Source organism: Mycobacterium sp. SMC-19 (assembly GCF_045310815.1).
GTDB lineage: Bacteria > Actinomycetota > Actinomycetes > Mycobacteriales > Mycobacteriaceae > Mycobacterium.
Genome location: NZ_JBJIAM010000013.1, coordinates 1 through 26,368, shown reverse-complemented (window position 1 = coordinate 26,368; position 26,368 = coordinate 1). Strand labels below are relative to the sequence as shown.

Annotated in this window: 29 protein-coding genes and 1 pseudogene; 11 read left to right on the top strand and 19 right to left on the bottom strand. The window is 66.3% G+C overall.

The genetic code is table 11. The features are described from left to right. Positions 1–2: 2 nt before the first annotated feature. From ACJH5R_RS21105 to ACJH5R_RS21075, 7 genes are all read right to left on the bottom strand, one after another. The gene (locus tag ACJH5R_RS21105; protein WP_406782826.1) at positions 3–551 is read right to left on the bottom strand and encodes an AAA family ATPase; all 549 of its coding nucleotides are present in this window, start codon (positions 549–551) and stop codon (positions 3–5) included. 47 nt (positions 552–598) lie between these two features. Beyond that, positions 599–1,717, bottom strand: coding sequence for a nitronate monooxygenase (locus ACJH5R_RS21100; protein ID WP_406782825.1), 1,119 nt, complete (start codon positions 1,715–1,717; stop codon positions 599–601). A gap of 180 nt (positions 1,718–1,897) precedes the next feature. Continuing rightward, positions 1,898–3,331, bottom strand: coding sequence for an alkaline phosphatase family protein (locus ACJH5R_RS21095; RefSeq protein WP_406759419.1), 1,434 nt, complete (start codon positions 3,329–3,331; stop codon positions 1,898–1,900). Positions 3,332–3,493: 162 nt separating this feature from the next. Continuing rightward, on the bottom strand, positions 3,494–4,957 hold the full coding sequence (locus tag ACJH5R_RS21090; RefSeq protein ID WP_406759418.1) for an alkaline phosphatase family protein: 1,464 nt from the start codon (positions 4,955–4,957) through the stop codon (positions 3,494–3,496). A gap of 53 nt (positions 4,958–5,010) precedes the next feature. Further along, positions 5,011–6,411, bottom strand: a complete 1,401-nt coding sequence (locus tag ACJH5R_RS21085) for an alkaline phosphatase family protein (protein ID WP_406759417.1) — start codon at positions 6,409–6,411, stop codon at positions 5,011–5,013. 163 nt (positions 6,412–6,574) lie between these two features. After that, on the bottom strand, positions 6,575–7,624 hold the full coding sequence (locus ACJH5R_RS21080) for a DUF4185 domain-containing protein (RefSeq protein WP_406759416.1): 1,050 nt from the start codon (positions 7,622–7,624) through the stop codon (positions 6,575–6,577). A 3-nt stretch (positions 7,625–7,627) separates the two neighbouring features. Next, entirely contained in the window at positions 7,628–8,326 is a 699-nt protein-coding gene (locus tag ACJH5R_RS21075) for a TetR family transcriptional regulator (RefSeq protein ID WP_406759415.1), read from the bottom strand. A gap of 69 nt (positions 8,327–8,395) precedes the next feature. Here ACJH5R_RS21075 and ACJH5R_RS21070 point away from each other — a divergent pair, with 69 nt between their 5' ends. Then, complete coding sequence (locus ACJH5R_RS21070; protein WP_406782824.1) at positions 8,396–9,451, top strand: ferredoxin reductase; 1,056 nt, start codon at positions 8,396–8,398, stop codon at positions 9,449–9,451. 16 nt (positions 9,452–9,467) lie between these two features. Then, complete coding sequence (locus tag ACJH5R_RS21065; protein WP_406759413.1) at positions 9,468–10,559, top strand: fatty acid desaturase family protein; 1,092 nt, start codon at positions 9,468–9,470, stop codon at positions 10,557–10,559. Position 10,560: 1 nt separating this feature from the next. Here the strand turns inward: ACJH5R_RS21065 and ACJH5R_RS21060 are convergent, their stop codons facing one another. Beyond that, entirely contained in the window at positions 10,561–11,169 is a 609-nt protein-coding gene (locus ACJH5R_RS21060; protein WP_406782823.1) for a TetR/AcrR family transcriptional regulator, read from the bottom strand. Positions 11,170–11,278: 109 nt separating this feature from the next. On the opposite strand from ACJH5R_RS21060, the gene ACJH5R_RS21055 reads away from it, so the two are divergent. Then, positions 11,279–12,628, top strand: coding sequence for a cytochrome P450 (locus ACJH5R_RS21055; protein ID WP_406782822.1), 1,350 nt, complete (start codon positions 11,279–11,281; stop codon positions 12,626–12,628). Positions 12,629–12,633: 5 nt separating this feature from the next. Here the strand turns inward: ACJH5R_RS21055 and msrA are convergent, their stop codons facing one another. The 6 genes from msrA to ACJH5R_RS21025 are packed head-to-tail and all read right to left on the bottom strand — an operon-like array spanning position 12,634 to position 17,471. Continuing rightward, the gene (gene msrA / locus ACJH5R_RS21050; protein ID WP_406759410.1) at positions 12,634–13,140 is read right to left on the bottom strand and encodes a peptide-methionine (S)-S-oxide reductase MsrA; all 507 of its coding nucleotides are present in this window, start codon (positions 13,138–13,140) and stop codon (positions 12,634–12,636) included. 17 nt (positions 13,141–13,157) lie between these two features. Next, positions 13,158–14,324, bottom strand: a complete 1,167-nt coding sequence (locus ACJH5R_RS21045) for a cytochrome P450 (protein WP_406782821.1) — start codon at positions 14,322–14,324, stop codon at positions 13,158–13,160. Beyond that, positions 14,324–15,436, bottom strand: a complete 1,113-nt coding sequence (locus tag ACJH5R_RS21040) for an alpha/beta hydrolase (protein WP_406759408.1) — start codon at positions 15,434–15,436, stop codon at positions 14,324–14,326. Before ACJH5R_RS21040 ends, ACJH5R_RS21045 begins: the two co-directional genes overlap by 1 nt. 16 nt (positions 15,437–15,452) lie before the next feature. Then, entirely contained in the window at positions 15,453–16,091 is a 639-nt protein-coding gene (locus tag ACJH5R_RS21035; protein WP_406759407.1) for a TetR/AcrR family transcriptional regulator, read from the bottom strand. Continuing rightward, entirely contained in the window at positions 16,088–16,921 is an 834-nt protein-coding gene (locus tag ACJH5R_RS21030) for an enoyl-CoA hydratase/isomerase family protein (protein WP_406759406.1), read from the bottom strand. Before ACJH5R_RS21030 ends, ACJH5R_RS21035 begins: the two co-directional genes overlap by 4 nt. Before the next feature lie 10 nt (positions 16,922–16,931). After that, positions 16,932–17,471, bottom strand: a complete 540-nt coding sequence (locus ACJH5R_RS21025; RefSeq protein WP_406759405.1) for a VOC family protein — start codon at positions 17,469–17,471, stop codon at positions 16,932–16,934. Between the two features lie 132 nt (positions 17,472–17,603). Here ACJH5R_RS21025 and ACJH5R_RS21020 point away from each other — a divergent pair, with 132 nt between their 5' ends. Genes ACJH5R_RS21020 through ACJH5R_RS21010 form a run of 3 tightly spaced genes read left to right on the top strand, consistent with a single transcriptional unit; the run spans position 17,604 to position 19,503 of the window. Then, complete coding sequence (locus ACJH5R_RS21020) at positions 17,604–18,110, top strand: nuclear transport factor 2 family protein (RefSeq protein WP_406759404.1); 507 nt, start codon at positions 17,604–17,606, stop codon at positions 18,108–18,110. Further along, positions 18,107–19,117: an NAD-dependent epimerase/dehydratase family protein gene (locus ACJH5R_RS21015; protein WP_406782820.1), complete on the top strand. Its 1,011-nt coding sequence runs from the start codon at positions 18,107–18,109 to the stop codon at positions 19,115–19,117. The genes ACJH5R_RS21020 and ACJH5R_RS21015 overlap by 4 nt, the downstream gene beginning before the upstream one ends. Beyond that, complete coding sequence (locus ACJH5R_RS21010) at positions 19,114–19,503, top strand: DUF427 domain-containing protein (protein ID WP_406782819.1); 390 nt, start codon at positions 19,114–19,116, stop codon at positions 19,501–19,503. The genes ACJH5R_RS21015 and ACJH5R_RS21010 overlap by 4 nt, the downstream gene beginning before the upstream one ends. Here the strand turns inward: ACJH5R_RS21010 and ACJH5R_RS21005 are convergent. Continuing rightward, on the bottom strand, positions 19,500–19,889 hold the full coding sequence (locus tag ACJH5R_RS21005; RefSeq protein WP_406759401.1) for a nuclear transport factor 2 family protein: 390 nt from the start codon (positions 19,887–19,889) through the stop codon (positions 19,500–19,502). The two genes, ACJH5R_RS21010 and ACJH5R_RS21005, sit on opposite strands and share 4 nt — an antisense overlap. A 64-nt stretch (positions 19,890–19,953) precedes the next feature. Here ACJH5R_RS21005 and ACJH5R_RS21000 point away from each other — a divergent pair, with 64 nt between their 5' ends. Next, the gene (locus tag ACJH5R_RS21000) at positions 19,954–20,880 is read left to right on the top strand and encodes a DNA-3-methyladenine glycosylase family protein (protein ID WP_406759546.1); all 927 of its coding nucleotides are present in this window, start codon (positions 19,954–19,956) and stop codon (positions 20,878–20,880) included. Here the strand turns inward: ACJH5R_RS21000 and ACJH5R_RS20995 are convergent. Next, the gene (locus tag ACJH5R_RS20995; protein WP_406759400.1) at positions 20,867–21,457 is read right to left on the bottom strand and encodes a TetR/AcrR family transcriptional regulator; all 591 of its coding nucleotides are present in this window, start codon (positions 21,455–21,457) and stop codon (positions 20,867–20,869) included. The two genes, ACJH5R_RS21000 and ACJH5R_RS20995, sit on opposite strands and share 14 nt — an antisense overlap. Positions 21,458–21,644: 187 nt before the next feature. Here ACJH5R_RS20995 and ACJH5R_RS20990 point away from each other — a divergent pair, with 187 nt between their 5' ends. The 3 genes from ACJH5R_RS20990 (at position 21,645) to ACJH5R_RS20980 (ending at position 24,214) form a co-directional block, all read left to right on the top strand. Further along, on the top strand, positions 21,645–22,217 hold the full coding sequence (locus tag ACJH5R_RS20990; protein WP_406759399.1) for a TetR/AcrR family transcriptional regulator: 573 nt from the start codon (positions 21,645–21,647) through the stop codon (positions 22,215–22,217). 71 nt (positions 22,218–22,288) lie between these two features. Beyond that, the gene (locus tag ACJH5R_RS20985) at positions 22,289–23,227 is read left to right on the top strand and encodes a class I SAM-dependent methyltransferase (protein ID WP_406759398.1); all 939 of its coding nucleotides are present in this window, start codon (positions 22,289–22,291) and stop codon (positions 23,225–23,227) included. 126 nt (positions 23,228–23,353) lie between these two features. Further along, a complete protein-coding gene (locus tag ACJH5R_RS20980) occupies positions 23,354–24,214 on the top strand; it encodes an SDR family oxidoreductase (RefSeq protein WP_406759397.1) in 861 nt (286 codons plus the stop codon). Positions 24,215–24,248: 34 nt separating this feature from the next. Here ACJH5R_RS20980 and ACJH5R_RS20975 read toward each other — a convergent pair whose 3' ends face one another. Next, a complete protein-coding gene (locus tag ACJH5R_RS20975; protein ID WP_406759396.1) occupies positions 24,249–25,085 on the bottom strand; it encodes a tyrosine-protein phosphatase in 837 nt (278 codons plus the stop codon). Between the two features lie 82 nt (positions 25,086–25,167). Then, positions 25,168–25,311, bottom strand: a complete 144-nt coding sequence (locus tag ACJH5R_RS20970; RefSeq protein WP_109470502.1) for a hypothetical protein — start codon at positions 25,309–25,311, stop codon at positions 25,168–25,170. A gap of 134 nt (positions 25,312–25,445) precedes the next feature. Between ACJH5R_RS20970 and ACJH5R_RS20965 the strand changes: the two genes are divergently transcribed. Then, complete coding sequence (locus ACJH5R_RS20965) at positions 25,446–26,093, top strand: TetR/AcrR family transcriptional regulator (protein WP_406759395.1); 648 nt, start codon at positions 25,446–25,448, stop codon at positions 26,091–26,093. A 15-nt stretch (positions 26,094–26,108) separates the two neighbouring features. On the opposite strand, the pseudogene ACJH5R_RS20960 reads toward ACJH5R_RS20965, so the two are convergent. Next, a pseudogene (locus tag ACJH5R_RS20960) lies at positions 26,109–26,368 on the bottom strand (hypothetical protein); the annotation flags it as partial.

Sequence of the window (26,368 nt, the reverse complement as noted above, 5' to 3'; positions counted from 1 at the left end):
CGCTATCGAGCAAATAGGCGGAAGCGGCCATCACGGATGGCTTCTGCCACCCGGCGGGCACTGTGCTCTTCCCCTTCGCTCGAGGTGTCGAGTACGTGGTTGTCGAACTCGCCCAGGTCGGAGAATTGGTCCCACATTGAGAGGATCGGCCCCTCGTCGATCAGGGCGCTCGGCGCGGTTCGGGCCTGGGCCCGCTGCAGCGTGATGTCGCGCTGCGGTCGCAGGACCACGTAGTCGAGCGGCAGGTTCGGGTACTGCATTGCTCGGATTCGGAAGTGGTCGAGCATCCACGGCCCGATGATTCCGTCGATCACGGTGGCGAAGCCGCCGAGCGCATAGGCATAGGCGGCACCTGCGACCACGTCCATGACCGTCTGGTTCTGCGCGTCCGAGGCGGGGTCGTACGGGGGTATCGCGCCCGAAACGATGTAGTGCCAGAAGTCGTCTGAGTGCAGATGAACGCCCTTGCCGTGATCGGAGGCAAGCTTCGAAGCGAGCGTTGACTTGCCGGCCCCGGGTGGGCCGGTGAGGATGATCACGCGTCCGGTCACGGACGACAAGCTACCCGCGAAGTCGGCCCCCGACGGACAAACGAGGGTCAGTCACTCACCGAGCCACTGAGCCGCTCGGCGGCGGCGATGTAGTCCTCGGCGAACTCGAACACGACGTCGCGCGCGGGCTTCACCTTGTTCATCAGCCCGACGCCCTGGCCGACGAAATAGGTGGATAGGGCTTGTGCCCCGGGGTGTCCGGTAGCGGCCAGTTTGTCGATGCGACGCAGTGTGGGTTCGGCGATCATCGACTGCAGCGGCAGAGGCAGCGTCGGGTGGCCCGAGTCGTTGGGCCGCCATGCGTCGGTCCAATCGGAGACCAGTTGACGGGCGGGCTTACCGGTGCGTCCGGTGGAGCGAATGGTGTCGCGCGAGGTGGCCGCGAGCATCTTCTGCACGGTGTGCGGAGCTGTTTCGGCCTCCTCGGTGGTGAGCCACACCGAACCTGTCCACGCGCCGGCGGCGCCCAAGGCCACGCAGGCTGCCATCTGTCGGCCGGTGACGATTCCGCCGGCGGCAAGCACGGGTACGGCGTTGTCGATGGCTTCGATGACTTCGGGAACGACCACCAGCGTGGAGACCTCGCCGCAGTGTCCGCCCGCCTCGGTGCCCTGGGCGACGATCAGATCCACGCCTTGGGCCACTTGCTTGAGGGCGTGCTCCTTGGCGCCGACGAGCGCTGCGACCGGGATGTCGTTGTCCTTGCCGGACTTGATCATGTAATCCGGCGGCACTCCCAGCGCGTTGGCCATCATGCGGATGGGATGGGCGACCGCGACTTCGAGCAGTCGTTCGCCGTTGCTACCGGAGAGCATGGCAGATCCCAACCGGGGCTTTTCGTCGGGCTCAATGTCGTGCTGCGCCAACAGTTCTGCGATGAAGGCTTTGTACTCGTCGGGAATCCGGTCGGAGAGTTGGTGGCCGGAAAGGTTCTCGCCCTTGCCTTCGAATTTAGCGGGCACGATGATGTCGATGCCGTAAGGCTTTCCCTTGACCTGCTCGTCGATCCAGGTCAGCTCCTGATCCAACTGCTCAGGGGTGTAGGCGGCGCCGCCGAGTACGCCGAAGCCGCCTGCGTTGGTCACCGCGGCCACGACGTCGCGGCAGTGGCTGAAGGCGAAAAGCGGGAAGTCGATGCCGTATTGCTCGCAGATGGGGGTCTTCACGGTGTCGCCGCTCCTTTGTTCAACAGGGATCGAGAACGGGTCCGGGCCCCGCGGGGTGAGGTACCTGCCGCGACGTTAGCGCAGCACAGCTGAAGTGGCGCGGCTGGTGCGGTCTCTCGGCCGAAAACACCGATGCCGCCAGGTCAACGACCTGGCGGCATGTCGGCGTGCGAAGAGCTGTCAGCCCACCAGTGCGTCGAGCAGCCCCGACAGGTCGGAGTCCCCGAGGTCGGGAGCCGAGTAGCTGTGGTCGGCCAACAGGGACTCGATGCTGGTGGCCTCGGAGCTTCCCGGGGGCGGCAGCGGCGGGTCGGTCGGTTCGATGGTCCCGGAGCCAGTGAGGAAGGCGACGCCATGTGCCACCAATTGCAGCGCGTCCACCGACAGACCGCCGAAGAAGTCGTTGATCTCTTGGGCGAATTGGGCCAGTCCGCTGATCAGGAAGATGTCCTGGTCGACAATCCCCTGCAGCATCTTGTCGATATCGGTGACTACGCCGTTGAGCAGGTACGGGATGGTGGCGATGACGGTACGGAAGCCCAGGGCGAGGTCGTTGCCGATGTTCGGGTAGCCGAACATCGCGATAGCGTCGATGAGCGCCTGCTTGAGGTCGACCGGATCCACGAGGCCGTTCAAAACGGTCGGGTCGAACGCCATTGAGACACCGTCGAAGTCCGATCGCATCGGGGCGCCGAACAACGACAGGATCGTGGGCGTTATGTCGGCGATCGTGTAGTTCAGATTCTGGCTGCCGTCCGTGGCGTGATCGCCGGCCTGATCGAAGATGACGAACTGCGAAGTCTCGTTGGGCGATTGGAAGCCGTGGCCGAAGCCCAACGACTGCTGGTGGCCGTGGTCGGTGGTGATGATGATCGACCAGTCGTCGCCGGTGGCCGCCCTGGCCTGCGCCACCGCGGCCAAGATCGCTTGAATGTTGTCACCGACATTGATGACGGCCTGCTTGTACTCGTCGGATCCGCCACCGAACCCGTGTCCGGCCTCATCGACCTGCACCTGGTAGGAGAACGTGAAGGTGTCGACGTTCGGGTTGGTCGTGGTCGCCAGGATCTGGGCGATGGTCTGGGCCGTGACCTCTGCGTCGGTGTCGGCCCAGCTGTTCTGGAACGGGACGAACAAGTTGTTGTCGGCCCCATAGCCGCCCGCGGCGGCCATGTCGTTGATGTAGTCCCAGTCGGCGATCACCGAGGTCTCGATGTTCGGGTCGTGGTACTCGAGCAGGTTGAACACCGTCGGCCACTTGTCGTACGGCTCGGGCTCGAAGACATTGTTGATCACACCGTGCTTGTCGTCCCACACGCCGGTGAGGATCGTCGACCACGACGGGCCGGAGATCGTGGTGTGGTTGACCTCGCTGGTGGCTCCGGTGATGCCCTGGTCCATGGCGGTTTTGAAACCGCTGTCCTCGTTGTACGCGTACTCCAGGATCTTGGAGAGGTTGGTGCCGTCGGTGCCGATCAACAGCACATGCTGGGCGGCAAGGAGCCAGTCGGCCGTCGTTGCGGACAACCCTGTCGGCGTCCCGACGGCGGCCCCCGTGCCGGCAACCAGGCCGGCGACGGCCACACCACTGAGGAACTTCTTGATAGTTGTCACGATCGGATCCCTCGTCGAGTTGTGCGGGCCAATTGGGCGCAAGACTAACAGTTACCCAGCGAAAACTCAGCTTTCTGCCCGAAATCGCTCATGTGAGCAGGGTGTTGCTGAGGAGGCCCGTGTGTTATTTCACCTGACGAGACGCGCGTCAGCGCAGCTGTATCAGCTCAACGGGGCATCCACGTCGAGCATCAGGGGCAGGTCGGAGCCGCCCAGGTCGGGTGCGGCAAAGGCGTGGTCCGCCAGCAAGGCCTCCAGCGATCCGGTGAACTCGGCGCTTCCCGGCAGCGGCAGCGGTGCGTCGTTCGGCGGGATGACCCCCGCGCCGGTGAAATACGCGACGACCCTGCCGATATCGGTGAGTACGTCGGCCGTGGCGCCGCCGACGGTCTTGAGCACCCACTGTGCGCCCTCCGCGAGCCCGCTGATCAGGAAGATGTCCTGGTCGACGATCGACTGCAGGTAGTTCAGGATGGGCGGTAGCGCGTAGTTCTCCAGGAAGTAGCCGGCCCCGCCCGCCAGCGCCCGGATGCTCAGCATGACGTCGATGCCGATGTTCGGGTAGCCGTAGCTGTGGATCGCGTCGGTGAGGGCCTGCTTGAGATCGGCGGGGAACACCACACTGTTGAGCAGGTCTGGGTCGAGCTGCATCGGGGTGCCGTCGAAGTCTGAGCGCATCGGGATGCCGAAGGCCTGCAAGATCGTCGGGGTGATGTCGATGGTCTGGTAGGCCAGGCTCTGCCCGCCTGCCTGGGCTTCGTTCCCCGCCAGCGACAACATGACGAAGCTGGACGTCTCGTTGGGTGATTGGAAGCCGTGGCCGAGGCTGAATCCGAACAGGTCCGGGTTCTGCTGGTGGCCGTGGTCGGTGACCGCGATGATCGTCCACTTGTCACCGGTGGCCGCCTCGGCGGCGGCGACGGCCTCCAGGATTTCCTTCCAGTTGGCCCCGACGTTGATGACGGCGTCCCGGTACTCGTCCGAGCCGCCGCCGTACGAGTGCCCGGCATGGTCGACCTGCGACTGGTAGGAGAACATGAAGGTGTCGAGGTTCGGGTTGTTCGTGGTCGCCAGGATCCGGGCGATGGTCTCCTGGGTGACCAGCGCATCCATCTCCGCTGAGGTGGAGCCACCGGAGATGCCGATGATGTTGTCGGCCGGGTAGTTGCCCGTCGAGGCGATCTCGGTGAACAGGCCCCGGCCGGAGATCACGGTGGTGTCGACCTCAGGCTTGAAGTACTCGATCAGGTTGAACACCGACGGCCAGGTCGTATACGGCTCGGGCCGGTAGACGTTGCTGACCACGCCGTGCTTGTCGTCCCACACACCGGTGAGGATCGTCGACCACGAGGGTGTGGACATGGTCATATGTCCGGCGATGGTGGTTGCCGCGGTGATGCCCCGGTCCATCAGCATCTTGAAGCCGCTGTCGTCGTTGTAGGCGTACTCCAGGATCTTGTCCAGGTTGGTGCCGTCGGTGCCCAGCAGCAGCACGTGTTCGGCGGCGAGCATCCACTCGGCGGTCACGGCAGACAGGCCCAGCTGCGTCCCTACTGCCGCGGCTCCCGTTCCAGCAACCAGGCTGGCGACGGCCGTACCGCACAGAAACTGCTTCACCTTCGTCACGGTCGGGTCTCCTCGTTGAAGTGGTTGGGTGTGGCGCCGCCGGCTTCGGCAGATCAGCCCAGCAGGGCCTCGAGGTCGAGCAGCGCCGACAGGTCGGTGAACTCGGCGCTGCCCGGCGCCGGCAGCGGCGCGTCTTCGGGTGCGATCACGCCCGACCCGAGCAGATGCGTGACTCCCATTGCCAGCGTGTTGGTCACGTTCACCGTGAGACCGCCGAAGAATTCGTTGATCTGCTGGGCGACCTCGGCCAGGCCGCTGACCAGGAAGATGTCCTGGTCGACGATCCCCTGCAGGAAGGTGTCGATCCCGACCACGAACTTGTCGAGGAAGTACGGTACGGACCCGGCCAGAGTCCGGATGGCCAGCGTGATGTCGTTGCCGATGTTCGGGTAGCCGTACATGGCAATCGCGTCGGTCAGCGCCTGCTTGAGGTCGACGGGCTCCACCAGGCTGTTCAGGACGGTCGGGTCGAACGCCATGGAGACACCGTCGAAGTCCGAGCGCAACGGGATGCCGAACAGCGACAAGATGGTCGGGGTGATGTCGGCGATCGAGTAGTTCAGGTTCTGGCTGCCGTCGGTCGCATCATTGCCGGCTTGATCGAAGATGACGAACGACGTTGTCTCATTGGGTGATTGGAAGCCGTGGCCGATGCTGAGCCCGGGCAGGGTCACACTCTGTTGGTGGCCGTGGTCGGTGGTGATCATGATCGACCAGTCGTCGCCGGTGATCGCCTGTACCTGAGCGATCGCGGCCAGGATCTGCTGGATGTTGGCCCCGAGATTGATGATGGCCTGCATATATTCGTCCGACCCGCTGGCGAACGAGTGCCCTGCGTGGTCGCCCTGGGACTGGTAGGAGAACAGGAAACTCGAGATGTCATCGGGGTTGTCCGCGGTAGCGAGAATCTGCGCGATGGTGAGCGCGGTGACCTGCTCGTCGCTGTCGGCGGCACTCTCCCCGGCCGGGACGAAGACGTTGTTGTCGACCGGGTACTGGCCGGAGTCGGCCAGCTCGTTGAGGTACTCCCAATTGCTGATGATCGTGGTGTCGATCTCCGGCTTGTTGTACTCGATCAGGTTGAACACCGACGGCCACGCGTTGTACGGCTCGGGCCGGAACAGGTTGTTGTAGACCCCGTGCTTGTCGTCCCACACGCCGGTCAGGATCGTCGACCATGAGGGCCCGGAGAGCGTGGTGTGGTTGGTCAGACTTGCGGTGCCGGTGATGCCCTGGTCCATCGCGGTCTTGAACCCGCTGTCGTCGTTATAGGCGTATTCCAGGACCTTGGCGAGGTTGACGCCGTCGAGGCCGATCAGCAACACGTGCTCGGCGGTAAGCATCCAGTCGGCGGTCACCGTGGACAGGCCCACCTGCGTCCCTACTGCCGCACCCGTTCCCGCGACCAAGCTTGCGACGGCCGCACCGCACAGAAACTGCTTCACCTTTGTCACGATCGATATCCCTCGCCGGAGTTACACGGACCACTGGCCGGAAATCCTAGCAGCTGGTCCCCAGGAAAAACTCAGCTTTATGGACAGTTTCGCTCATTTACCCAGAAAGTTACTGAGGAATCTCGGTTAACCGTCCAGGTGCGATGGCGTCGGCACCTCCGGACTAGAGAACCTTCTCGCCGCTGAGCAACGTCGCGCGGAACTGCATCACCCGGTACGGCCAGCCGTGCGCGGTGTTCCACTGCGACACCATCAGGCCCACCCCGCCGGTGCGATCCACCCGGGAACCGGGCAGCACATAGCCGCCGTAGAGCTGGGCGACTCGACCACACGCGTGATCCTCGTCGTCCCAGCTACTCCCAAGCAGCGGGTGTTGCAGCGGGGCTCCGGTCAGTTCGGCGGTAGGGGACTCCAGCACTCGATAGCCCAGGGCGTAGCGCGACGATTCGAACCCGCCGAGAACCCAGGTCTGCGGGCCTAGGCGTCGCAGTGACAGCTCGCCCCACGTCTCACCGGGTGGGGTGATGGGCACCGGGGCTCGGCCCCAGGCCCGGCGCTCTCCGCGGTAGCCCCAGCCGGAGTATTTGCTCGGGTCGCCAAGGTCTGCCGGGCGAACCCTCCGCAGGATGACGCCCTTGTCGCGCTGGAACCCGGTCGAGACCACGTACACCCAGCCGTCGTCGGGGTCGTAGTCCCAGGACCAGCATTGGGCGTACCCGCGATGCAGCCGAGCGGGGAATCGCGCGCCCATGTTGTGCCAGGTGATTCCGTTGTCGGCCGATTGCCAGATCTCGGTCCAGGCCACCTTGCCGAACCCGCGGTTGACGATCGCGTGCAGGTAGAGCATCTGCTCCACCCGCAGTAGATCCGACGGGATCACGGTGCTGATGGCGGAGCGGTCCAGCCGTGATGCTGGTTGGCGGTGTCGGTAGTGCCACAGCTGGCGCGCATAGTGCGCATCGGTGCCGCCGGCTCGTTGGTAGCGCACCCGATGCCGGGCATCGCCGGTGCCGATCAGGATCACCGGGGATCGCCAATCGCCCTGGCCGACCCGCTCGCCGGCGAAGGTGTCGCCGAACACCGACACCAGGGTGCCGTTAGGAGCCAGCACGGAGGCGCCCAGGTCTGCGCACGTCACGCCCCAGCGGTCGGTGATGCCTGGGCCGGTGACGTCGGCCAGCTTCCCGGGGGCGTTCCGCGCGGCGGTGGACACCGCTCAGGGCTTGCTGCGCCAGCCGCCGGCGGCGACCGCGATCATCCGGAGTTGTTTGACGGCAACATGTTTGATCTCGGCGAGCGTCTCGGCATCGGGGGCGTCCTCGATGGCCTCCGCGGTGACGATCATCGCGTTGACGAACAGTCCCGCCAGGACATTGAGATCCTCGGCGCTCCAGGCGTTGAACCCAGGAAACCGCGCCAGATCCGTGGCCAGCTCGGAAGTGATCAGCCGGATCTCGGTGCGGATCGCATAGCGCAGCACGGTCATCCCGCTGAAGCGTTCCCGGTTGATGAATCGCCAGTACTCGGGGCGGGAGGCCACGCTGTTGACCAGGACTTCCACGGAGGACTCGATCACCCGGCTGGGGTCCACGCCGCCGGTGCGGGCATCGCGCAGCGTCTCGCGCAGCGCCCGAAACGATTCGTCGATAAGCACCAGGCCCAGGGCGTCCATCGACTCGAAATGGCGGTAGAAGGCGGCCGGAACGATGTGCGCGGCGCGCGTCACCTCGCGCAGGCTCAGCGCACTGAAGCTGCGTTCGTCCAGCAGGGTCAGCGCCGCGTTGATGATGGCGCGGCGGGTGGCTTCCTTGCGTTCCTCGCGCGAAACCCGCTCCGGCCTTTCCGGGCGGGGCGTGCGTTCGGGCCGCGGCGGCCGCGTGCGCCCGGACCGTGAATTCGGCGTACGACTGTTCACTGTTGTGAAGCGTAACACAGCGGGCAAATAGCCCTTGACTCGTCGTAAACAAGTGTTCACTGTGTACATATGTTCACTCAAACTTTGACGCGGCGGGTACTGGGCTCCGGCCTGGTCGATCTGCTCACCGGTCCCCACGGGGTCGACCGCTACACCGAGTTGGTGTCGCCGACGTGGACCCGTAACGACGCCCGGGCCCGGGTCGTCGCGGTCCGGCGCTCCACCCCGCGCAGCGTGACTCTGCTTCTCGAACCCAACGACGCGTTTCCCGGTTTCCGAGCCGGCCAACACATCAACCTGTCCGTGGACATCGACGGCCGCCGCCGCACCCGGTGCTACTCGCCGGCAAGCGCCGAAGGCCAACGCCTCATCGAGCTCACCATCGGCCGTCACGAAGGGGGACTCGTCTCCGAGCACCTGTTCCGCAACGCCCAGCCCGGCATGGTCGTCGGACTGGAGAACGTCGGCGGCGACTTCGTGCTCCCGGCAATCCGCCCCCGCCGCATCCTGCTGATCTCCGGTGGCAGCGGTATCACCCCGGTGATGTCGATGCTGCGCACACTGGCCGCCGAGCAATATGCGGGCCGGGTGACCTTCATCCACTACGCCCGCAGCCGTGAAGAGGCCTGCTACCACGACGAGCTCGCCGCCATGCCGCGAGTTCAGGTGCTGCATGGCTACACCCGCACCCCCGACGATGGCGACCTGCAGGGCTATTTCGACGCCGAGCATCTTGCGGCGGCGATGCCGAACCCGGAAGCGGTGTACGTGTGCGGGCCGCCGGCGCTGGTGTCGGCCGTACGCGAGCAATGCCCCGATGCGATCACAGAGAGCTTCGTGCCCCCGGTCTTCACGGTTCCGGCCGACCCGTCCGGTGGGCAGGTGAGCTTTCTCGGCAGCACCATCTCGGTGGTCGACGACGGCCGCACTCTGCTGGAGCAGGCCGAAGCGGCCGGTCTGCAACCGGTCAGCGGATGCCGGATGGGCATCTGCCACAGCTGCACCTGCCGCAAAACCGGCGGCGCGGTGCGCAACCTGATCACCGGCGCGATCTCCACCGCCGAGAGCGAAGACATCCAGATCTGCGTCTCCGTGCCCGTCGGCGACGTCGAAATCGACCTTTAAAACCAAGGAGCCAACCATGTCCGCACCAGTTCTCGAAGCGACCGAAGTCCTCGAAGCCCCGCGCGTCGACCTGCCGGCGAACCTCGATGCTTTCGGCGCCGAACTCGACGCCCTCCGTCAGCGCGTCCTCGACGACCTCGGCGAGCGCGACGCCGACTACATCCATCGGATCATCAAGGCGCAGCGCACCTTGGAGGTCGGTGGTCGCGCCCTGCTCTTCTTCAGCATCATCCCGCCGGCCTGGCTGGCCGGCACCGTGATGCTGGGTCTGTCGAAGATCCTCGACAACATGGAGATCGGCCACAACGTCATGCACGGTCAGTACGACTGGATGGGCGAACCGGCGTTGTACGGCAGGGATTTCGAGTGGGACAACGCTTGCCCGGCCGACCAGTGGCGGCACTCGCACAACTACATGCACCACACCCACACCAACATCGTCGGCATGGACCGCGATGTGGGCTACGGCATCCTGCGGATGAGCGACAAGCAGCCGTGGGAGCCCTACTTCTTGGGCAACCCGCTCTACGCCTTCCTGCTGATGGTGCTGTTCCAGTACGGCGTGGCGGTGCACGAGCTGGAGACCGAGCGCATTCGGGCCGGCGAGATCGGTTTCGCCGACAAGAAGGAGATGCTGCTTGAGACGTGGCAGAAGGTACGCCGGCAGACCCTCAAGGACTACGTCGCCTTCCCGCTGCTGGCCGGCCCGTTCGCGCCACTGGTGTTCGCCGGCAACATGACCGCCAACCTGATGCGCAACGTGTGGTCCTACACGATCATCTTCTGCGGGCATTTCCCTGACGGCACACAGGAGTTCACCGTTGAAGAGACCGAGAACGAGTCCCGCGGCATGTGGTACTACCGCCAGATCCTCGGCTCGGCGAACCTGACCGGCGGCAAGTGGTTCCACATCTTCAGCGGCAACCTGTCATTCCAGGTGGAACACCACCTGTTCCCCGACCTGCCGGCACACCGCTACGCCGAGATCGCCCCGCAGGTGCGCGAGATCTGTGAGCGCTATGGCGTGCCGTACAACACCGGCCCGCTGCTCAAGCAGTTCGGCACCGTGGTCCGCAAGATCTGCAAACTGGCGCTGCCCTGGAACTGAGTCAGGCTCGGGGGCCCAGCAGCGCGATCGACGCATCGACGGCCGGCTCGGTGATGACGCCGATGTCGGCACCGTCCTCGACGGCCAGCGCGGTCAGCTCGCGCAGGCCGCCCAGCAGAATCACCGCCAGCGCCGGACTCAGCGCCGGCAGATTCGCGCGGCGAAACCCCGGACTGCCGCTGAGCTCGATCAGCAGGTTCGACATCAGCTCCAGGCCGCGGCGCTGGGCCGGCCGGGCCACCTCGCCGAGTGACGGCATGTCGCGGATCCAGCTCAGCGTGATCGCCGGCCGGGACCGGATCTGGGCGACGTAGGCCTGTACCGCCTGACGGATCTGGACCTGCCAATCGGCCTGGGGATCCACCTCGGCCCGGATTCGCAGCGCCAACTCCTCGTTGTCCACCCGCAGCAGCTCCAGCAGGCACTCTTCCTTGCTGGCGAAGTGGTCATAGAAGGTGCGTTTGGAGGTGCGGGCCGCGCGCACGATCTCGGCGACGGTGCTGGCCCGGTAGCCGCGCTCGGCGATCGAATCGGCCAGCCCGTCGAGCAATCGGTGCCGATAGGGGTCGGCGGAATTGGTCGCCGGGGTATCGATCGCAGGCACCGTCATCGCCGCACCTCCCTGCGCGTAAGCCTTGCCACTTGTTGGTACTTAAGAGTACCGTTTCCCGCAAGCATTGGTACGCAGTGGTACCAAAGACCACGTCGGGAGGCGTCGCATGACCCACACGGTTGCCAGCACGGCCGCGGACACCGTCAAGACCTCGGATTCACCGGCGATCTACCTGCCGCCCGGCCCGCGTGGGTCCAAGCTGGCGGCCGGCGTGTTGTTCATCCTGGCCCGGCGCCGGGCGCTGCAACGCCTGACCCGTAAGTGCGGCGCCGCCTTCACCGTCGAGGTCCCGTTGTTCGGGCCGACCGTCATCGTCACCGACCCAGAACTGGCCCGGCAGGTCATGCTGACCAACCCCGAAGATCTGGGCAACATCCAGCCCAACCTTTCGCGGATCCTCGGCAAGGGTTCGGTGTTCGCCCTCGACGGCGCGGCGCATCGGCGCCGGCGCAACTTGCTGAGCCCACCGTTCCACGGCAAGAGCGTGCGCGCCTACGAGCAGATCATCGTCGAGGAGACTCTGCGCGAGATCGCCGGCTGGCCCACCGGAAAGTCCTTCGAGACCTTCGGACCGATGAACCGGATCACCCTGAACGTCATCCTGCGGACCATCTTTGGAGCCGAAGGCGCTGAACTGGATCAGCTGCGGGCGATCCTGCCCAAGTGGGTGACGCTGGGCTCTCGGCTGGCGGCTCTGCCGATTCCGATTCGTCAGTACGGCCGGTTCACCCCGTGGGGCCAGCTGGAGGCTTGGCGTGCTCAGTACGACGTCATCTTGGACAAGCTGATCGCCGATGTGCGAGCCGACCCCGATTTCGAGAACCGATCCGACGTTCTGACCCGGCTGCTGCGTAGCAACCACGAAGACGGTACGACCATGACTCGCCAGGAGATCGGCGACGAGCTGTTGACCCTGCTGGCCGCCGGACATGAGACCACGGCATCGACCATGGCCTGGGTCTTCGAGCGGCTGAGCCGCTACCCACAACTGCTCGACGAACTGACCGCCGAGGCGGACGCCGGCGGTAACACATTGCGGCGCGCCACGATTCGCGAAGTGCAGCGGGTGTGCACCGTGATCGACTTCTCCGGACGGCGTGTCTACGCGCCCAGTATCCAGATCGGCGAGTGGGTGATTCCGCGCGGCTATTCGGTGATCGTCGCGATCAACCAGGTCCACCAGAACCCCGCAGCGTTCGATGATCCGCAGGGATTCGACCCCAAGCGCTACATCGACGGCAGCCCGTCGGCGTTCGAGTGGATGCCCTACGGCGGCGGCACCCGGCGCTGCCCGGGCTCTACCTTCGCCAACCTGGAGATGGATGTGGTGTTGCGGACGGTGTTGGAGCGCTTGACCATTGAGCCCACCACCGCGCCCGGGGAGAAGTTCCACTCCCGCGGCGTAGCCTTCACCCCCAAGAAGGGCGGTCGGATCACGGTGCGCCGCCGGGACTGATCCCGCTAGCGCTGGGGCTGCAGCTGCCAGTTCGGTCGGATGTAGTGGCAGGTGTAGCCGCCCGGGAAGCGCTCCAGGTAATCCTGATGCTCGGGTTCGGCCTCCCAGAAGTCACCGGCGGGGCTGACCTCGGTCACCACCTTGCCCGGCCAGCGGCCGGACGCCTCCACGTCGGCGATGGTGTCCAGCGCGATCTGGCGCTGCTCGTCGTCGAGGTAGAAAATCGCCGACCGGTAGCTGGTTCCGACGTCGTTGCCCTGCCGGTTACGCGTGGTCGGGTCGTGGATGGCGAAGAAGAACTCCAGCAGGTTGCGGTAGTCGGTAGCCGCGGGGTCGTAGGTGATCTCGATGGCCTCGGCATGGCTGCCGTGATTGCGGTAGGTGGCGTTCGGAACATGGGGATCGCCGGTGTAGCCGACTCGGGTGCTCACCACGCCGGGCTGCTTGCGGATCAGGTCCTGCATGCCCCAGAAGCAGCCGCCGGCCAGGATCGCTCTCTGGTAATTGGTCATGCCCCGATTATCCGCAGCTATCCGTGGCCCGCCAGCCGATAGGAGCGATAGCTGGTCAGCACGGCGCTCGGCTCGCGGTGCGGCGGCGCCTGCGCCGTCAATTCGGGGAACCGGTCGAACAGGGCGAGCAGGCCCAGCCGGATCTGCATACGGGCCAACGGCGCGCCCAGGCAGACATGTGGGCCGAACCCGAATCCCAGGTGGCCGGTCTGCGACCGGGCCAGATCGAGCCGGTCAGGGTCGGGGAACACCGCCGGGTCCCGGTTGGCGGCCGCCAACCCGAGCAGGATCGGGGCACCGGTGTCGATCACGGCGTCGCCGATCTCGATCGGGGCGCCGGCCACCCGGGAGATCATCAGGGCCGGGCTGATCATCCGGACCAGTTCGTCGACGGCGTGTGGGGAATCGGCCAGCAGGCCGCGTTGCCCGCTCTCCTCGATCAGCAGCGCGGCCGCTCCGGTCAGCACCGCTGTGGTGGTGTCGTGTCCGGCCGACAGCAAGAAGATGGCGTTGTGCAGCAGCTCGTCGTCCGACACCGGCAGTCCGCTGGTGGCCACCACCGACAGCAGGTCGTGGCCGGGATCGGCACGGCGCAGCACCAGCAGATCGGCGAGCAGCGCCTTCATCCCGGCGGCGGCGTCGTCCGCGGCGACGAACACGTCACGAGATGCCGCCGGTTCCAGCGCCCTGATCAGCGCCATCGACCAGGCCGCCAGGTTGTCCAGTTCGCTGTCGGGCACCCCCAGCAGGGTGGCGATCGCCCCCAACGGCAATGGCTTGGCGAATTCGGCCACCAGGTCGAAGCCTTCCGCGTCCAGCCCGGCCGCCAAAGACCGGGCCCGGGCGGCGACTTCGGCTTCGAACGAGGCCAGCGCCCGCGGCGTGAACGCCCGGGACAGCGGGGCCCGCAGCCGGCGGTGGTCGTCACCGGAGCGGTAGAACAGGTTGTGTTCCACGTGGGTCAGATACGGGCGACCCGCATCGAGCTTGCTGCGGTACAGGTTTCGCCGGTCGGTGCTGACCCGCTCGTCGCGCAGCATCGCCAGCACGTCGGCGTAGCGGGTCAGCACCCACAGTCCCTGGCTGTTGCGGTGCACCGGTTCGGCTTCGGCGAACCGTCGCTGATACGTCAGTGGATCGACGTGCAGCTCCGGGTCGCGGAAGTCGAAGTCGAGCGCGCTCATCAGGTGCGTTCGGCGATCCAGGACGCCACCAGGTCCGCGCAGATCGTGCGGCTGTCCGTCGGCTGCTCCAGGTAGTGATCGCCGGGGATGAAATGGAGCTGCTTGTCGGTGCTGGCCAGCGAGTCGTGGATGTGGTGCGCGTCGCTGGGAAAGACACCGGTGTCCGCGGTGCCCTGGATCACCAACGAGGGCAACGTGATCCGGCCCAGGTGCGGCGCGCCCTGACAGAACGACGTCTGCAGGCTCCACATGGACAGCCAGGTCCGCAGTGTGCAGTGCGCGGCGATGTTGTACGGCGCGCGGTTGGCGCGCCGCGGGTCACCCAGGTAGCAGGAGTTCAGCGGGCGGTCCGACGGGTCGAGCGAGGCGTCGAGGTAGCGCGGGTCGGCCCACACCCGATGCACCGAGAAGGACCGGTCGTAGGTGCCGCCGGCCTTGAGCCGCTTCAGCTCCGCCTGCGCCCAGGCGGTGATCCGATCATTGCGGTCACGCTGGGCCTGGCGGTAGCGGGCGATGAATTCCGGGGTGTAGGGCGGCGCGTTCTGCTCGGCGTACATGTCCAGCGAGGGATCGCACGACAGCGGGTCGGTCTCATCGGTCACCGACGGGTCCATCCACGCGGTCAGCACCTCCGGACGCCCGGCGTGCGCCTGGGTCGACACGTACAGGTCGCCGGGCGGCAGCGTGTTGACCGCATCGGGCACCGGGCCGCCGCCGACGGTGGTGATGTGCGGGTCGACGGACTGCGACTGGTAGGCGGCCATCAACGATCCACCGCCGGAGTTGCCGAGCAAGACGATGGTCTCGACGCCGGCCTGTTCGCGCAGCCACTGCACCCCGGCCGCGATATCGAGCAGTGCGTGCTCGAGCAGGAACAACGACTCACCGCTGCGGTACCGGGTGTTCCAGCCCAAGAAGCCGTACCCGCGTTCGGCGATGAGCGGCGCCAGGTAGTGCTCGGCGAAGTCCACGTTGTAGTGGCTGGCGATCACCGCCACCTTCGGCTTGACGCCGGCCGGTGTCCAGTACAGCCCCTGGGCCGGGTGGTAACCGGCGGGGTTCACGCCCGCCGATGCCGAAGTGAGCGAAACGAATTCGCGGGTTACTGCCACTGCATTGCTCCTTTGATCATGAATCCTGATCGCGCCAGCTCACCGAGCGATACCAGGTATCGGTGAGTGTCTTGATCGCTGCTTCTTCGTCGAGTTCGCGGCCCGCGACGTCGCCGCCGGCCACCAGCCAGACATAGGTGAAGTGGTTGAGCATGGCGACGATGGCCGACCCGACCAGCTCCGGGTCCGCGTCGGTCGAATAGCCCTGGCGTTGAGCCATCCGCACCGTCTGGGCCACCCAGTCGATGGCGTCGGCGCACATCTCCCGCCAGCGTTGGGCGAACGCGTCGTCGATCATCGCCAGCTGGAACACCCCGACCATGACCCCGAGATGCTCGCGGTAGGTGTCCCAGTGCGCACGCACGGACTCCTGGATGATGTCCCGCAGATCCTGCCCCGGGTGCAGGGCCTGCACCGCGCGGCTGCGGGCCATGGCCCGGAAGTCCTCGGCCAGCGACGCCAGCAACTCTTCCTTGGATCCGAAGTAGTGGTAGAACGACGCCGGCGAGCGTTTGGCTGCAGAGGTGATGTCGGTGATCGTCGTCTTGAAAAACCCCTTGCGGGCGATCACCTCGCGGGCCGCCCGTTCCAGGCGGGCCTGGGTGTCGCGGCCCCGGACGGTGGGGCGGCCGGCAGTCCCGTCCGCGGACGTCACGCCGGTTCCATCCGGTCCAGGCCGGCCACCAGATCAGCCAGTCGACGTTCGCCATCGGGCGTCTGGCCACCCGCGGCCAGGAAGCGTTGCATCTTCGGAAGCGCCGCACCGCGGCCCAGCATCTGGGCGAACGCGGAGCGTTCCACCGCCAGACCCGTGGCGACGTCCGGGGCGGCCAGCGTGGCCTTGACATCGGCGATGTCGGCCAGCGGCACGGTTGCGATGCGCTGCACCAGCCGGTCCAGGAAGGGTCCGACCTCGTCGGGGGCCAACGCCCGGTTGACCAGCCCGTAGCGTTCGGCGAGATCGGCATCGAGGTCGTCGTGAGCGAGGATGACCTCCAGTGCCCGGCCGCGGCCCAGCAGGTGAAGCAGATGCTGCGGACCCGAACCGGCCGGGATGACCCCGATTCCGGTCTCGATCTGGTTGAACACCGCCCGGCCGGTGACCGCGAATCGTAGATCGAGGTTGACCAGCAGCTCCATCCCACCGCCGGCAACCCGCCCGGCGACCACCCCGATGGTGACTTGGTCCAGCGCCCGGAAAGCCCCGACCAGGTTCTGAAACGAGCCGACGGCAGCCTCGGTGTCGTCGACCGAGGCGGCCAGCAGCGCCAGGTCCACGTGGGCGATGAAGAAGTCGGGGTTGGTGCTTTCCAGTACCACCACACGGACGTCGCCTCCGGCCGGCGACCGCAGCCAGTTCACCAGGCGCCACAGGTCGCCCATCATGGTGGCGTCCATCAGGTTGACCTCGCCGTGGCCGATGCGCACCCGGACCACCGGGCCGTCCTGGGCGACGGTGAGCGACGTCAGGGAACCGAGACCCATGGTGCCCGGCTCAGCCGAGCTGGGTGGTGGTCGTCTTCGACGTGACCACCTTGGGGTCAGCGGCGCGCTCGGTGCTGTTCAGCAGGGCGTGCGCCTTCTCCGGGTCGGGTTCGAACCCAGGGGTGTCGCGGCACAGCTCGATCATGATGCCGTTGGGGTCCAGGTAGTACAGCGAGTGGCACCAGCCGTGGTCGACGTCCATCAGCGCCTTGATGCCGGCGGCGTCCATCCGTGCCCGGACTTCGTTCTGCTTCTCCTCGGTGGCCCGGAAGGCGAAGTGGTTCACCCACACCGGCAGTCCATTCGGACGTGACAACGAGCTGGACCAGTCGGGCTTCTCCCCGACGCCGTGCAGGTCGAAGAACGCGATGCACGAGCCGTCGCCGAGGTCGTAGAAAACGTGCCGGAAGTAGCCCTCCTGCAGGTGCTCGACTTCGGTGTGCACCAGCGGCAATCCCAGCAGGTCTTCGTAGAAGTGGTTGGTGGCCTCCAGGTCGGCGCAGGCGTAGGCGGCATGGTGCAGACCGACGGCGGGCTTGGGGGATGTCACTGGCTACCGAACCTCCTCACGGCCCGCGCTGGGCCGACGGCGTCACCGTAGCACTGTCTCGAATATAAACCCAGATTCGAATCTGAGCGCGGACCCTCGACAACCCAGCTAGAACGTGTTCTAGTTCTTGGCATGACGAAACCGCAGTTCAGCCGCGCAGAACTGGCGGCCGCATTCGACGTGTTCGAGCAGACCGTCGCCCGCGCCGCCGAAACCAAGGACTGGGATGCCTGGGTGGCGCACTACACCCCCGACGTCGAATACGTCGAGCATGCGATGGGCACCATGCACGGCCGTGACGAGGTGCGCAGCTGGATCCGCAAGACCATGTCGACGTTCCCGGGCAGCTACATGACCGAGTTCCCGGCCCTGTGGACGGTCATCGACGAGGAGGGTGGGCGCGTCATCTGCGAACTGGACAACCCCATGCGCGACCCCGGCGACGGCACCATCATCAGCGCCACCAACATCTCGATCGTCACCTACGCCGGCGACGGCCTGTGGTCCCGCCAGGAGGACATCTACAACCCGCTGCGTTTCGTCGCCGCGAGCATGAAGTGGTGCCGCAAAGCCCAGGAGCTCGGCACCCTCGACGACGAGGCAGCCGCTTGGATGCAGCAGTTCGGAGGCAAGGCGTGAGCCGCAAGCCCAAGCTTGTCATCGGAGCCAACGGGTTCCTGGGTTCGCACGTCACTCGCCAGCTCGTCGACGCCGGAGAAGACGTACGAGTGATGGTGCGCCCTAGCGCCAACACCATCGCCATCGACCACCTCGACGTCACTCGGTTCCACGGCGACATCTTCGACTCCGCCACCCTGGCCGAGGCGATGGCGGGCTGCGACGACGTCTATTACTGCGTGGTGGACACCCGCGCGTGGCTGCGCGACCCGAGCCCGTTGTTCCACACCAACGTCGAGGGCACCCGAAACGTCCTGGCAGTTGCCAAAGATGCCGACCTGCGCCGATTCGTGTTCACCAGCAGCTACGCCACGGTGGGCCGGCGCCGCGGTCATGTCGCCACCGAGGACGACATCATCAACCCGCGCGGACTCACCCCCTACGTCCAGTCCCGGGTGCAGGCGGAGGAGCTGGTGCTGCGCAGCGCCGAATCCGGCCTGCCCGCCGTCGCGATGTGCGTGTCCACCACCTACGGCGACGGCGATTGGGGCCGGACCCCGCACGGTGCGTTCATTGCCGGGGCGGCATTCGGCAAGCTGCCGTTCCTGATGAAAGGGATCGAGCTGGAAGTGGTCGGGGTCGACGACGCCGCCCGCGCGATGATCCTGGCCGCCGACCGGGGACGCAACGGCCAGCGCTACCTGATTTCCGAACGGTTGATCCAGCTGCAGGACGTGGTCAAGATCGCGGCCGACGAAGCCGGTAGGCCCGCGCCGTCGCGTTCGATCTCGGTGCCGGCGCTGTATGCACTGGGCGCGCTGGGCAGCCTGCGGGCGAGCCTGACCGGCAAGGATGCCGAGCTGAGCCTGAAGTCGGTGCAGATGATGCGTGCCGAAGCCCCGGTCGATCACAGCAAGGCGGTGCGCGAGCTCGGTTGGCAGCCACGACCGGTTGAGGAATCGATCCGGGAGGCGGCGCGTTTCTGGATGAAACTGCGCGACGCCAAAAAGCGAGGTACCCCCGCATGAACCAACGACCGATTCACATCCCGACTCCCGAGTACCCGATCACCGTGACCCCGACCGGACGGCAGGTCACAGTGCGGATCGGTGGCGAGATCATCGCCGACAGCGCCAGCGCGCTCACTCTGCAGGAATCCAATCACCCTGCGGTGCAGTATATTCCGCTGGCTGATGTCAAGACCGATCTGCTGACCCGCACCCAGACCGCCAGTTACTGTCCGTTCAAGGGCGATGCCGCCTACTACAGCGTCACCACCGCGGCGGGAGAGACTGTCGCCGACGCGATCTGGACCTACGAGCAGCCTTTTGCGGCGGTTGCGCCGATCGCCGGGCATGTTGCGTTCTACCCCGACAAGGCCGACATCAGCGTCGCCGAAGCCGCGGGCTCCTAAAGTCCCAACAATTGCCCGGCGAACCGGGTGTCGGTGTACTCGCGAACCGAGACGATCCGGCCGTCTTGGGTGTCGACTATGTACGCCAGCGGACTGTCATAGTGCGAACCGTCGGCGGCATGACAGTCACCCAGCGCCTCGATCACCACGGTCTCGTGCTCGTTGATGCACCGGACCAGCTCCAGGTTGATCCGCAAGCCGAGGCGGCGCTGCTCGACTTCCTGCCGCAGCTCATCCTTGTCGACGGCCTGGCGGGTCAGGATGCTCCACCAGGTGAAGTCGTCGCTGACCAGCGCAAAAATATCGTCTAGGTCGTCGTCGCCGCAGATGCCCTGGAGAAACATCCACGCCAATTCCGCCTGCGGGTCATCGAACGGGGTGGCCATTTGTCCATCGTGACCGGGCAGCGCGGAGCGGTCAACGACGACAAGCGATCCTTATGATCGCGTCATCAGTAATTCGCTTTGTCGTACCGTCACTTTTCCCGGCCCGGCCAGCCCCGCGCTGACCCTGAGCCCACTGCGCCGCGGGCCGGGAGACCCGTGTCTGCAGCTCGTTGACGGCGCCACCTGGCGTACCAGCCTGATGCCCAGCGGGCCGGTGGCGGCGCGCATCGTCCAGGTGGCCCCCGGCGCGGTGGACTGCACGGCTTGGGGCGCCGGCGCCGCGGAGTTTCTCGACCAGGCGCCGGGCCTGTTGGGGGTCCACGACGATGCGACCGACTTCGCGCCCACCGAGCCGACGGTGGCCGCCGCCTACCGGCGCGTGCCGCACCTGCGGCTCGGGCGCACCGGTCTGGTGCTCGAGTCGCTCATCCCGGCCGTGCTCGAGCAGCGGGTGCCGGGCGCCGATGCCTTTCGGGCCTGGCGGCTGCTGGTCACCGAGTTCGGCACGCCGGCCCCCGGTCCGGCGCCGTCGCGAATGCGGGTGCCGCCGTCGGCGCAGACCTGGCGGACCATCCCGTCGTGGAAGTTTCATCGTGCCAACGTCGATGGCGGGCGGGCCCGCACCATCGTCGGTTGCGCAAGCCGGGCGACCGCACTGGAGCGGCTGGTGGCCCGCCCCGCCGCAGAGGCCCGGGCGGCACTGATGTCGCTGCCCGGCGTCGGCGAGTGGACCGCGGCCGAAACAGCGCAGCGAGCGTTCGGTGATGCCGACGCGTTGTCGGTCGGCGACTATCACCTGGCGACGATGATCGGCCGCACACTGCTCGACCTGCCGCTGGACGCATCGTTCACCGACGACGCCATGGTCGAACTGTTGGAGCCGATGCGGCCACATAGGCACCGGGTGACGAGGTTGCTGATCGAAAGCGGGCTCGCTGTCAGCAAACGACGGGGGCCGCGTCTGGCACTGCAGCGGATCAGCTCGCTGTAGACGGCTCGCCGGGAGGGTCGTCGGTCGCCGTGGCAAACCGTCCGGAGTCGAGCGCGTCGAGCAACTGGCCGGCGATCCACTCGAATGTGGAGGTGTCGCGCGGCAGCAGGGCCTGCTCGTAACCGATCAGCAGATAGATCGCCCAGTTTGCGAACAGTTGCGCCTGCCGCTTGTCGTCGAGGACTTCCAGCGCCGATTCGAAGAGAATGTCGAAGCGTTGCTGATCCACTTGGGCCTGCACCGCATGCACCCGGGCGTCCGCCGAGCTCCAGGCGCGGATCGAGGCTTCGGCCCCGTGGGGCAGGGTCAGGCCGATCTGGATCAGGCTGTCGAGGCGCTGCCGCGGGTCGGGTATCGCTCGTACGAACTCCACATGCTGGAGCGTGCGCTCATCCAGCCAGTGTTGAACCAGGTCACGGGTGTAAACCGGCCAGCTGGTGAAGTAGTGATAGAACGAGCCCGTCGTCACGCCGAGCCGGTTGCAGACTTCGGCGAGCTTGAGGCCGCCGTAGCCCAATTCGGACAGCACTTCGAAACCTGTCTCGAAGTACGCCTGACGAGAGAGAACCGCGCCCATAAGTCGACTTTAGTTCGCTGGGCGCAGTTGGCATACAGCACGGCTGAGTCTTAAGTGAATCTTCCTAATTACGATTTTTCTGGGGTTGGACGCTATGCCGTGCCACACTTGTCCAGTGCGGGATGCGGCATTTCGCAGGGTGGGGCGCCCCCGCGGGGCGCGGTCTGGCGTGACTAGGGAACGCATCGTGACCGCTGCCAGCGGGGTGTTTGGCGAATTCGGCTATCACGCAACGACGTTTCAGGCGATAGCGGAGCGAGCGAAGCTGACCCGACCGGCGATCAACCACTATTTTCCTAGCAAGCAACTGCTCTATCAGGCGGTTCTGACGCAGGCTGAGACCCTGTTCGGGCACGCTGTCGATCAGGCGCGCACCGAGCCCACCCTGGTCGGGCAGCTCTCGTCCGTCATGGTGTCTTTCACCCAACTCGGCGAAGACGACCGCACGGTGGCGGCGTTTGCGGTCACCGCGGTGGTCGACGCTCAGCGCGACCCGGCGTTGAAGTCGTTGGTCGGCGACATCCAGGGCCCGCCGCGGGCGTTTCTGACCGAGTCGCTCACCGAGGCCATCGATCGCGGCGAGTTGGTCGCCACCTCGAGTGTGGGCGAGCTGACCGAGATGCTGTTGGCCGTGTTGTGGGGGATCGCGTTCTATGTGTCGCTGGTTGGTAGTCAAGCGGCGTCGGCGCGGGTGGTCGCCACGCTGCAGGCGCTGTTGACGCAGGAACTCTGGCAGTTGCGTCAGCCAGCCGACGGATAAAGTTAATAGACCGGCTAACTTTCATCGGTAGTATTGCGTGCGACACCGCCGCGACAAGTGAGGTAAACCCGATGAGCGCACTCCGTACCCACGATGACACCTGGGATATCGCCACCAGCGTCGGCTCGACGGCGGTCATGGTGGCCGCCGCCCGCGCGTCCGAGACCGCCAGCACCGATCCGCTGATCAACGACCCGTACGCCAAACTCCTGGTCGCCGGGGCGGGCACCGGGATCTGGGAGTTGCTGCTCGACGACACGTTGGTCGACAAGGTGGAGGCCATCGACGCCGAGGTCGCCGCGGTGTATCACCACATGCGCAACTACCAGGCGGTCCGGACGCATTTCTTCGACGCCTTCTTCGCCGATGCGGTCGCCGCCGGCATCCGCCAGGTGGTGATCCTGGCGTCCGGGCTGGACTCGCGGGCCTACCGGCTGGACTGGCCGGCCGGGACCACGGTGTACGAGATCGACCAGCCGAAGGTCTTGGCCTATAAGGAGCAGACCATGGCGGCCAACGACGTGACGCCGGCGGCCGAGCGCCGCACCGTGGCCATCGACCTGCGGCAGGACTGGCCGGCCGCGTTGACCGCCGCCGGCTTCGATCCGGCGGCCCCGACCGCGTGGCTGGCCGAGGGACTGTTGATGTATCTGCCCGCCGAGGGTCAGGACCGGCTGTTCGACCAGATCACCGCGCTCAGCGCGCCGGGGAGCCGGATCGCGGCGGAGACCGCGGGCAACCACCGCTCGGATGAGCGGCGCCAGCAGATGGCGGAGCGGTTCAAGAAGATCGCGGAGACGATGGGCCTGACGCAGAGCCTCGACATTCAGGATCTGATCTACCAGGACGAGAACCGCGCGTCGGTTCGGGGATGGCTCGACGAGCATGGCTGGCAGGCCGCGTCGCAGCCCTCCACCGCCGAGATGCGCCGGCTGAATCGCTGGGTGGACGTGTCGGTGACCGACGACGCGGACGCGTTCTCCGAGTTCGTCACCGCGGTGCGTGGCTGACTCGGCAGACCCGACCCGACATGGCGGTCTCGATTCATCCCCCGTATACAGAGAAGGCCTGGAAGTTGGCGCTAGGCCTTATCTAGGTCTGTTCTAGCGTGGCGATCGAATCGAGGAAGGAAACTGATGTCCGGAGTGCAGGATCGTGTTGTCGTCGTCACCGGAGCCGGTGGTGGGTTGGGCCGCGAGTACGCCCTGACCTTGGCCCGCGAAGGGGCCTGTGTGGTGGTCAACGATCTCGGTGGTGCCCGCGACGGCACTGGTGCCGGGCACAACATGGCCGACCAGGTAGTCACTGAGATCAAAGAGGCCGGCGGCCGGGCCGTCGCCAACTACGACAGCGTCGCCGACGCCGAGGGCGCGGCCAACATCATCAAGACTGCGGTCGACGAGTTCGGGAAGATCGACGGCGTCGTCAGCAACGCCGGCATCCTGCGCGACGGCACCTTCCACAAGATGACGTCGGAGAACTGGGACGCCGTGCTGCAGGTGCACCTCTACGGCGGATACAACGTGGTGCGCGCGGCGTGGCCGCACTTCCGCGAGCAGAGCTACGGCCGCGTGGTCGTTGCCACCTCCACCAGCGGACTGTTCGGCAACTTCGGGCAGGCCAACTACGGCGCCGCCAAGCTCGGCCTGGTCGGCATGATCAACACGCTGGCCATCGAGGGCGCCAAGTACAACATCAAGGCCAACGCGATCGCCCCCATCGCGGCGACCCGGATGACCGAGGACATCCTGCCGCCGGAGGTGCTGGCCAAGCTCAAGCCCGAGTACGTCGCACCGGTAGTGGCCTACCTGTGCACCGAAGAGGTCGCCGAGACCGGTTCGGTGTTCATCGCCGGCGGCGGCAAGGTGCAGCGGACCGCGCTGTTCGAGAACGCCGGCGCCACCTTCGAGAACCCGCCGTCGGTCGACGAGATCGCGGCGCAGTGGTCGACGATCGCCGACCTTTCGGCGGCCAAGTCGGCCAGCTTCTCGCTGTAGCAGCTGGTCAGGTTCGGGACGTGGCGCGCTGCTTTTAACCGAGCAGCGCGCCGCGCAGCCCGTCGCGGTCACTGTCGGTGACCCCAGCGGCCCGCAGGAACCCGTCGAGCGAGCCGAAGTTCTCCTCGATCGAGCGTTCGGCGGCATCCAGATAGTCAGCGCGCACACCGAGCACCTCGTCGGAGAGCCGCGCTTCGGTGAAGGTCAGTACCTCAGGGGTGATCTCAGCCTCGGGCCGGGAGCGGATCATCTCCATGATCCGGTCTCGCAGCACCGGCACCGCGGAGTTGCTGCGCAGGTAGTCCTCGATGACGGCGTCGCGGTCGACCCCGGCCGCTCGCAGTACCACCGCGACCACGAATCCGGTGCGGTCTTTACCGGCGAAGCAGTGCGCCAGCACCGGCCGACCTTCGGCCAGCAGTGACACCACCCGCTGCACCGCCCGGCGGGACCCGGCGAGGGTGGGGAAGCGTTCGTACTCCTCGAGCATGTAGCGGGCGGCGACGTCGGCGGCGGAATCCTCATCGGGCTTCTCGGCCATCATGTTGCGGAACGCGTCCTCGTGCGGAGCCGAGCTGTCCGGTGATTGGTCGCCGGCCAGATCCGGAAAGGGCAGCAGGTGGATGCCCACACCGGCGGGCACCAGCCCCGGCCCCCGGCGCGTGACTTCGCGCGGTGATCGCAGGTCGGCCACGTCGGCCACCCCGAGTCGCAGCAGTTCTTCGCGGCCCCGGTCCTCGAGGCGACTCAGTTCGCTGGACCGGAACAACCGGCCGGGGCGCAGCGCGCCGGTGGTCTCGGAGACGTCGCGAAAATTCCACGCCCCGGGCAGATTCGGCTGGGAGGTCACCCGGCCACGATAGGACAACATGCCGGCGGCTTGGCCGATCAGACGTGAAACGGCCCCCGATCCGGGCGGATCAGGGGCCGTCTTTGCGGTTCGTTGCGGCCGTTTAGACCGGCGGGTAGTTCTGCGGGGGGTAGCCGCCACCGCTTTCGACGCCACGAAGGCCCCAAGTCAGGTACTTGAAGAAGAACTCGGCCTCGTCGCTCAGCTCGTAATCCGGATTCGGATCGTAACCGTAACCAGGACCCATGTCGTCAACCCCTTAGTTTGGATTTCCACCAGTTTAGTCGGCCCGTCAACGCCGCAACAGCGGACTGCCTAGAATCCTTCCAACCAGTTGATTGACACGCCGATGACACCGGCCTGGCCGAAGAGTGAGTGGACATGGCAAACGGCAAGGCTACGCCGGGGGGATCGTCCCAGACCCCATCTCGTCGCGAGGAGCTGCTCGCGGTCGCTACCAAGTTGTTCGCGGCCCGCGGCTACCACGGCACCCGGATGGACGACGTCGCTGACGTGGTGGGGCTGAACAAGGCGACGGTCTACCACTACTACGCCAGCAAGTCGTTGATCCTCTATGACATTTACCAGCAGGCCGCGGAACGGACGCTGGCGGCCGTCCACGACGACCCGTCCTGGACCGCACGTGAGGCGCTGTACCAGTACACCGTGCGCCTGCTTGACCAGATCGCGGTCAATCCCGAGGGCGCGGCGGTCTACTTCCAGGAGCAGCCCTACATCACCGAGTGGTTCACCGAGGAACAGGTCGCCGAGATCCGGGAGAAGGAGGCCCAGGTCTACGAGCACGTGCATGGCCTGATCGACCGCGGTATCGCCAGCGGCGAGTTTTACCCGTGCGACTCCCACGTGCTGGCGCTGGGCTATATCGGTATGACGTTGGGGGCCTACCGCTGGTTGCGGCCCAGCGGCCGGCGCAGCGCCAAGGAGATCGCCGCGGAGTTCAGCACGGCGCTGCTGCGCGGGCTGATCCGTGACGAGACGATCCGGGTCGAGTCCCCGCTGGGTGTGTAGAACCGCGGGGCTGCGCTAAGGCGGAGGCCTGTCGCGCTGGGCAAGGTTGTAGGCGCGTTCGGCCTCGATGCACCGGACCCGGTCTTGGCTGCGGGTGCTCTTGCGCGTGGGCATCATGACGGAGCGATCTGCCGATGACGAGGGAGCCCTGGCAGGTGGCGCGGTGGTCGGCACACACAGGGCGGGAAACAACAGGCGGCTGCCGGGCTGCGTGGTGTAGGTGTGGCCGGTGGGGCTGGTCCATTCGATGGTGCCGTTGGGGTGCTGACGGTCGC

What these genes read in the sequence shown, in the direction of transcription:
- ACJH5R_RS21070 (WP_406782824.1), top strand. Translation starts at nt 8,396, where the DNA reads ATGTTCACTCAAACTTTGACGCGGCGGGTACTGGGCTCCGGCCTGGTC.
- ACJH5R_RS21030 (WP_406759406.1), bottom strand. Translation starts at nt 16,921, where the DNA reads ATGGGTCTCGGTTCCCTGACGTCGCTCACCGTCGCCCAGGACGGCCCG.
- ACJH5R_RS20975 (WP_406759396.1), bottom strand. Translation starts at nt 25,085, where the DNA reads ATGTTGTCCTATCGTGGCCGGGTGACCTCCCAGCCGAATCTGCCCGGG.
- msrA (WP_406759410.1), bottom strand. Translation starts at nt 13,140, where the DNA reads ATGACCAATTACCAGAGAGCGATCCTGGCCGGCGGCTGCTTCTGGGGC.
- ACJH5R_RS21005 (WP_406759401.1), bottom strand. Translation starts at nt 19,889, where the DNA reads ATGGCCACCCCGTTCGATGACCCGCAGGCGGAATTGGCGTGGATGTTT.
- ACJH5R_RS20985 (WP_406759398.1), top strand. Translation starts at nt 22,289, where the DNA reads ATGAGCGCACTCCGTACCCACGATGACACCTGGGATATCGCCACCAGC.
- ACJH5R_RS20965 (WP_406759395.1), top strand. Translation starts at nt 25,446, where the DNA reads ATGGCAAACGGCAAGGCTACGCCGGGGGGATCGTCCCAGACCCCATCT.
- ACJH5R_RS21060 (WP_406782823.1), bottom strand. Translation starts at nt 11,169, where the DNA reads ATGACGGTGCCTGCGATCGATACCCCGGCGACCAATTCCGCCGACCCC.
- ACJH5R_RS21065 (WP_406759413.1), top strand. Translation starts at nt 9,468, where the DNA reads ATGTCCGCACCAGTTCTCGAAGCGACCGAAGTCCTCGAAGCCCCGCGC.
- ACJH5R_RS21055 (WP_406782822.1), top strand. Translation starts at nt 11,279, where the DNA reads ATGACCCACACGGTTGCCAGCACGGCCGCGGACACCGTCAAGACCTCG.
- ACJH5R_RS20970 (WP_109470502.1), bottom strand. Translation starts at nt 25,311, where the DNA reads ATGGGTCCTGGTTACGGTTACGATCCGAATCCGGATTACGAGCTGAGC.
- ACJH5R_RS21020 (WP_406759404.1), top strand. Translation starts at nt 17,604, where the DNA reads ATGACGAAACCGCAGTTCAGCCGCGCAGAACTGGCGGCCGCATTCGAC.
- ACJH5R_RS20995 (WP_406759400.1), bottom strand. Translation starts at nt 21,457, where the DNA reads ATGGGCGCGGTTCTCTCTCGTCAGGCGTACTTCGAGACAGGTTTCGAA.
- ACJH5R_RS21045 (WP_406782821.1), bottom strand. Translation starts at nt 14,324, where the DNA reads ATGAGCGCGCTCGACTTCGACTTCCGCGACCCGGAGCTGCACGTCGAT.
- ACJH5R_RS21010 (WP_406782819.1), top strand. Translation starts at nt 19,114, where the DNA reads ATGAACCAACGACCGATTCACATCCCGACTCCCGAGTACCCGATCACC.
- ACJH5R_RS20980 (WP_406759397.1), top strand. Translation starts at nt 23,354, where the DNA reads ATGTCCGGAGTGCAGGATCGTGTTGTCGTCGTCACCGGAGCCGGTGGT.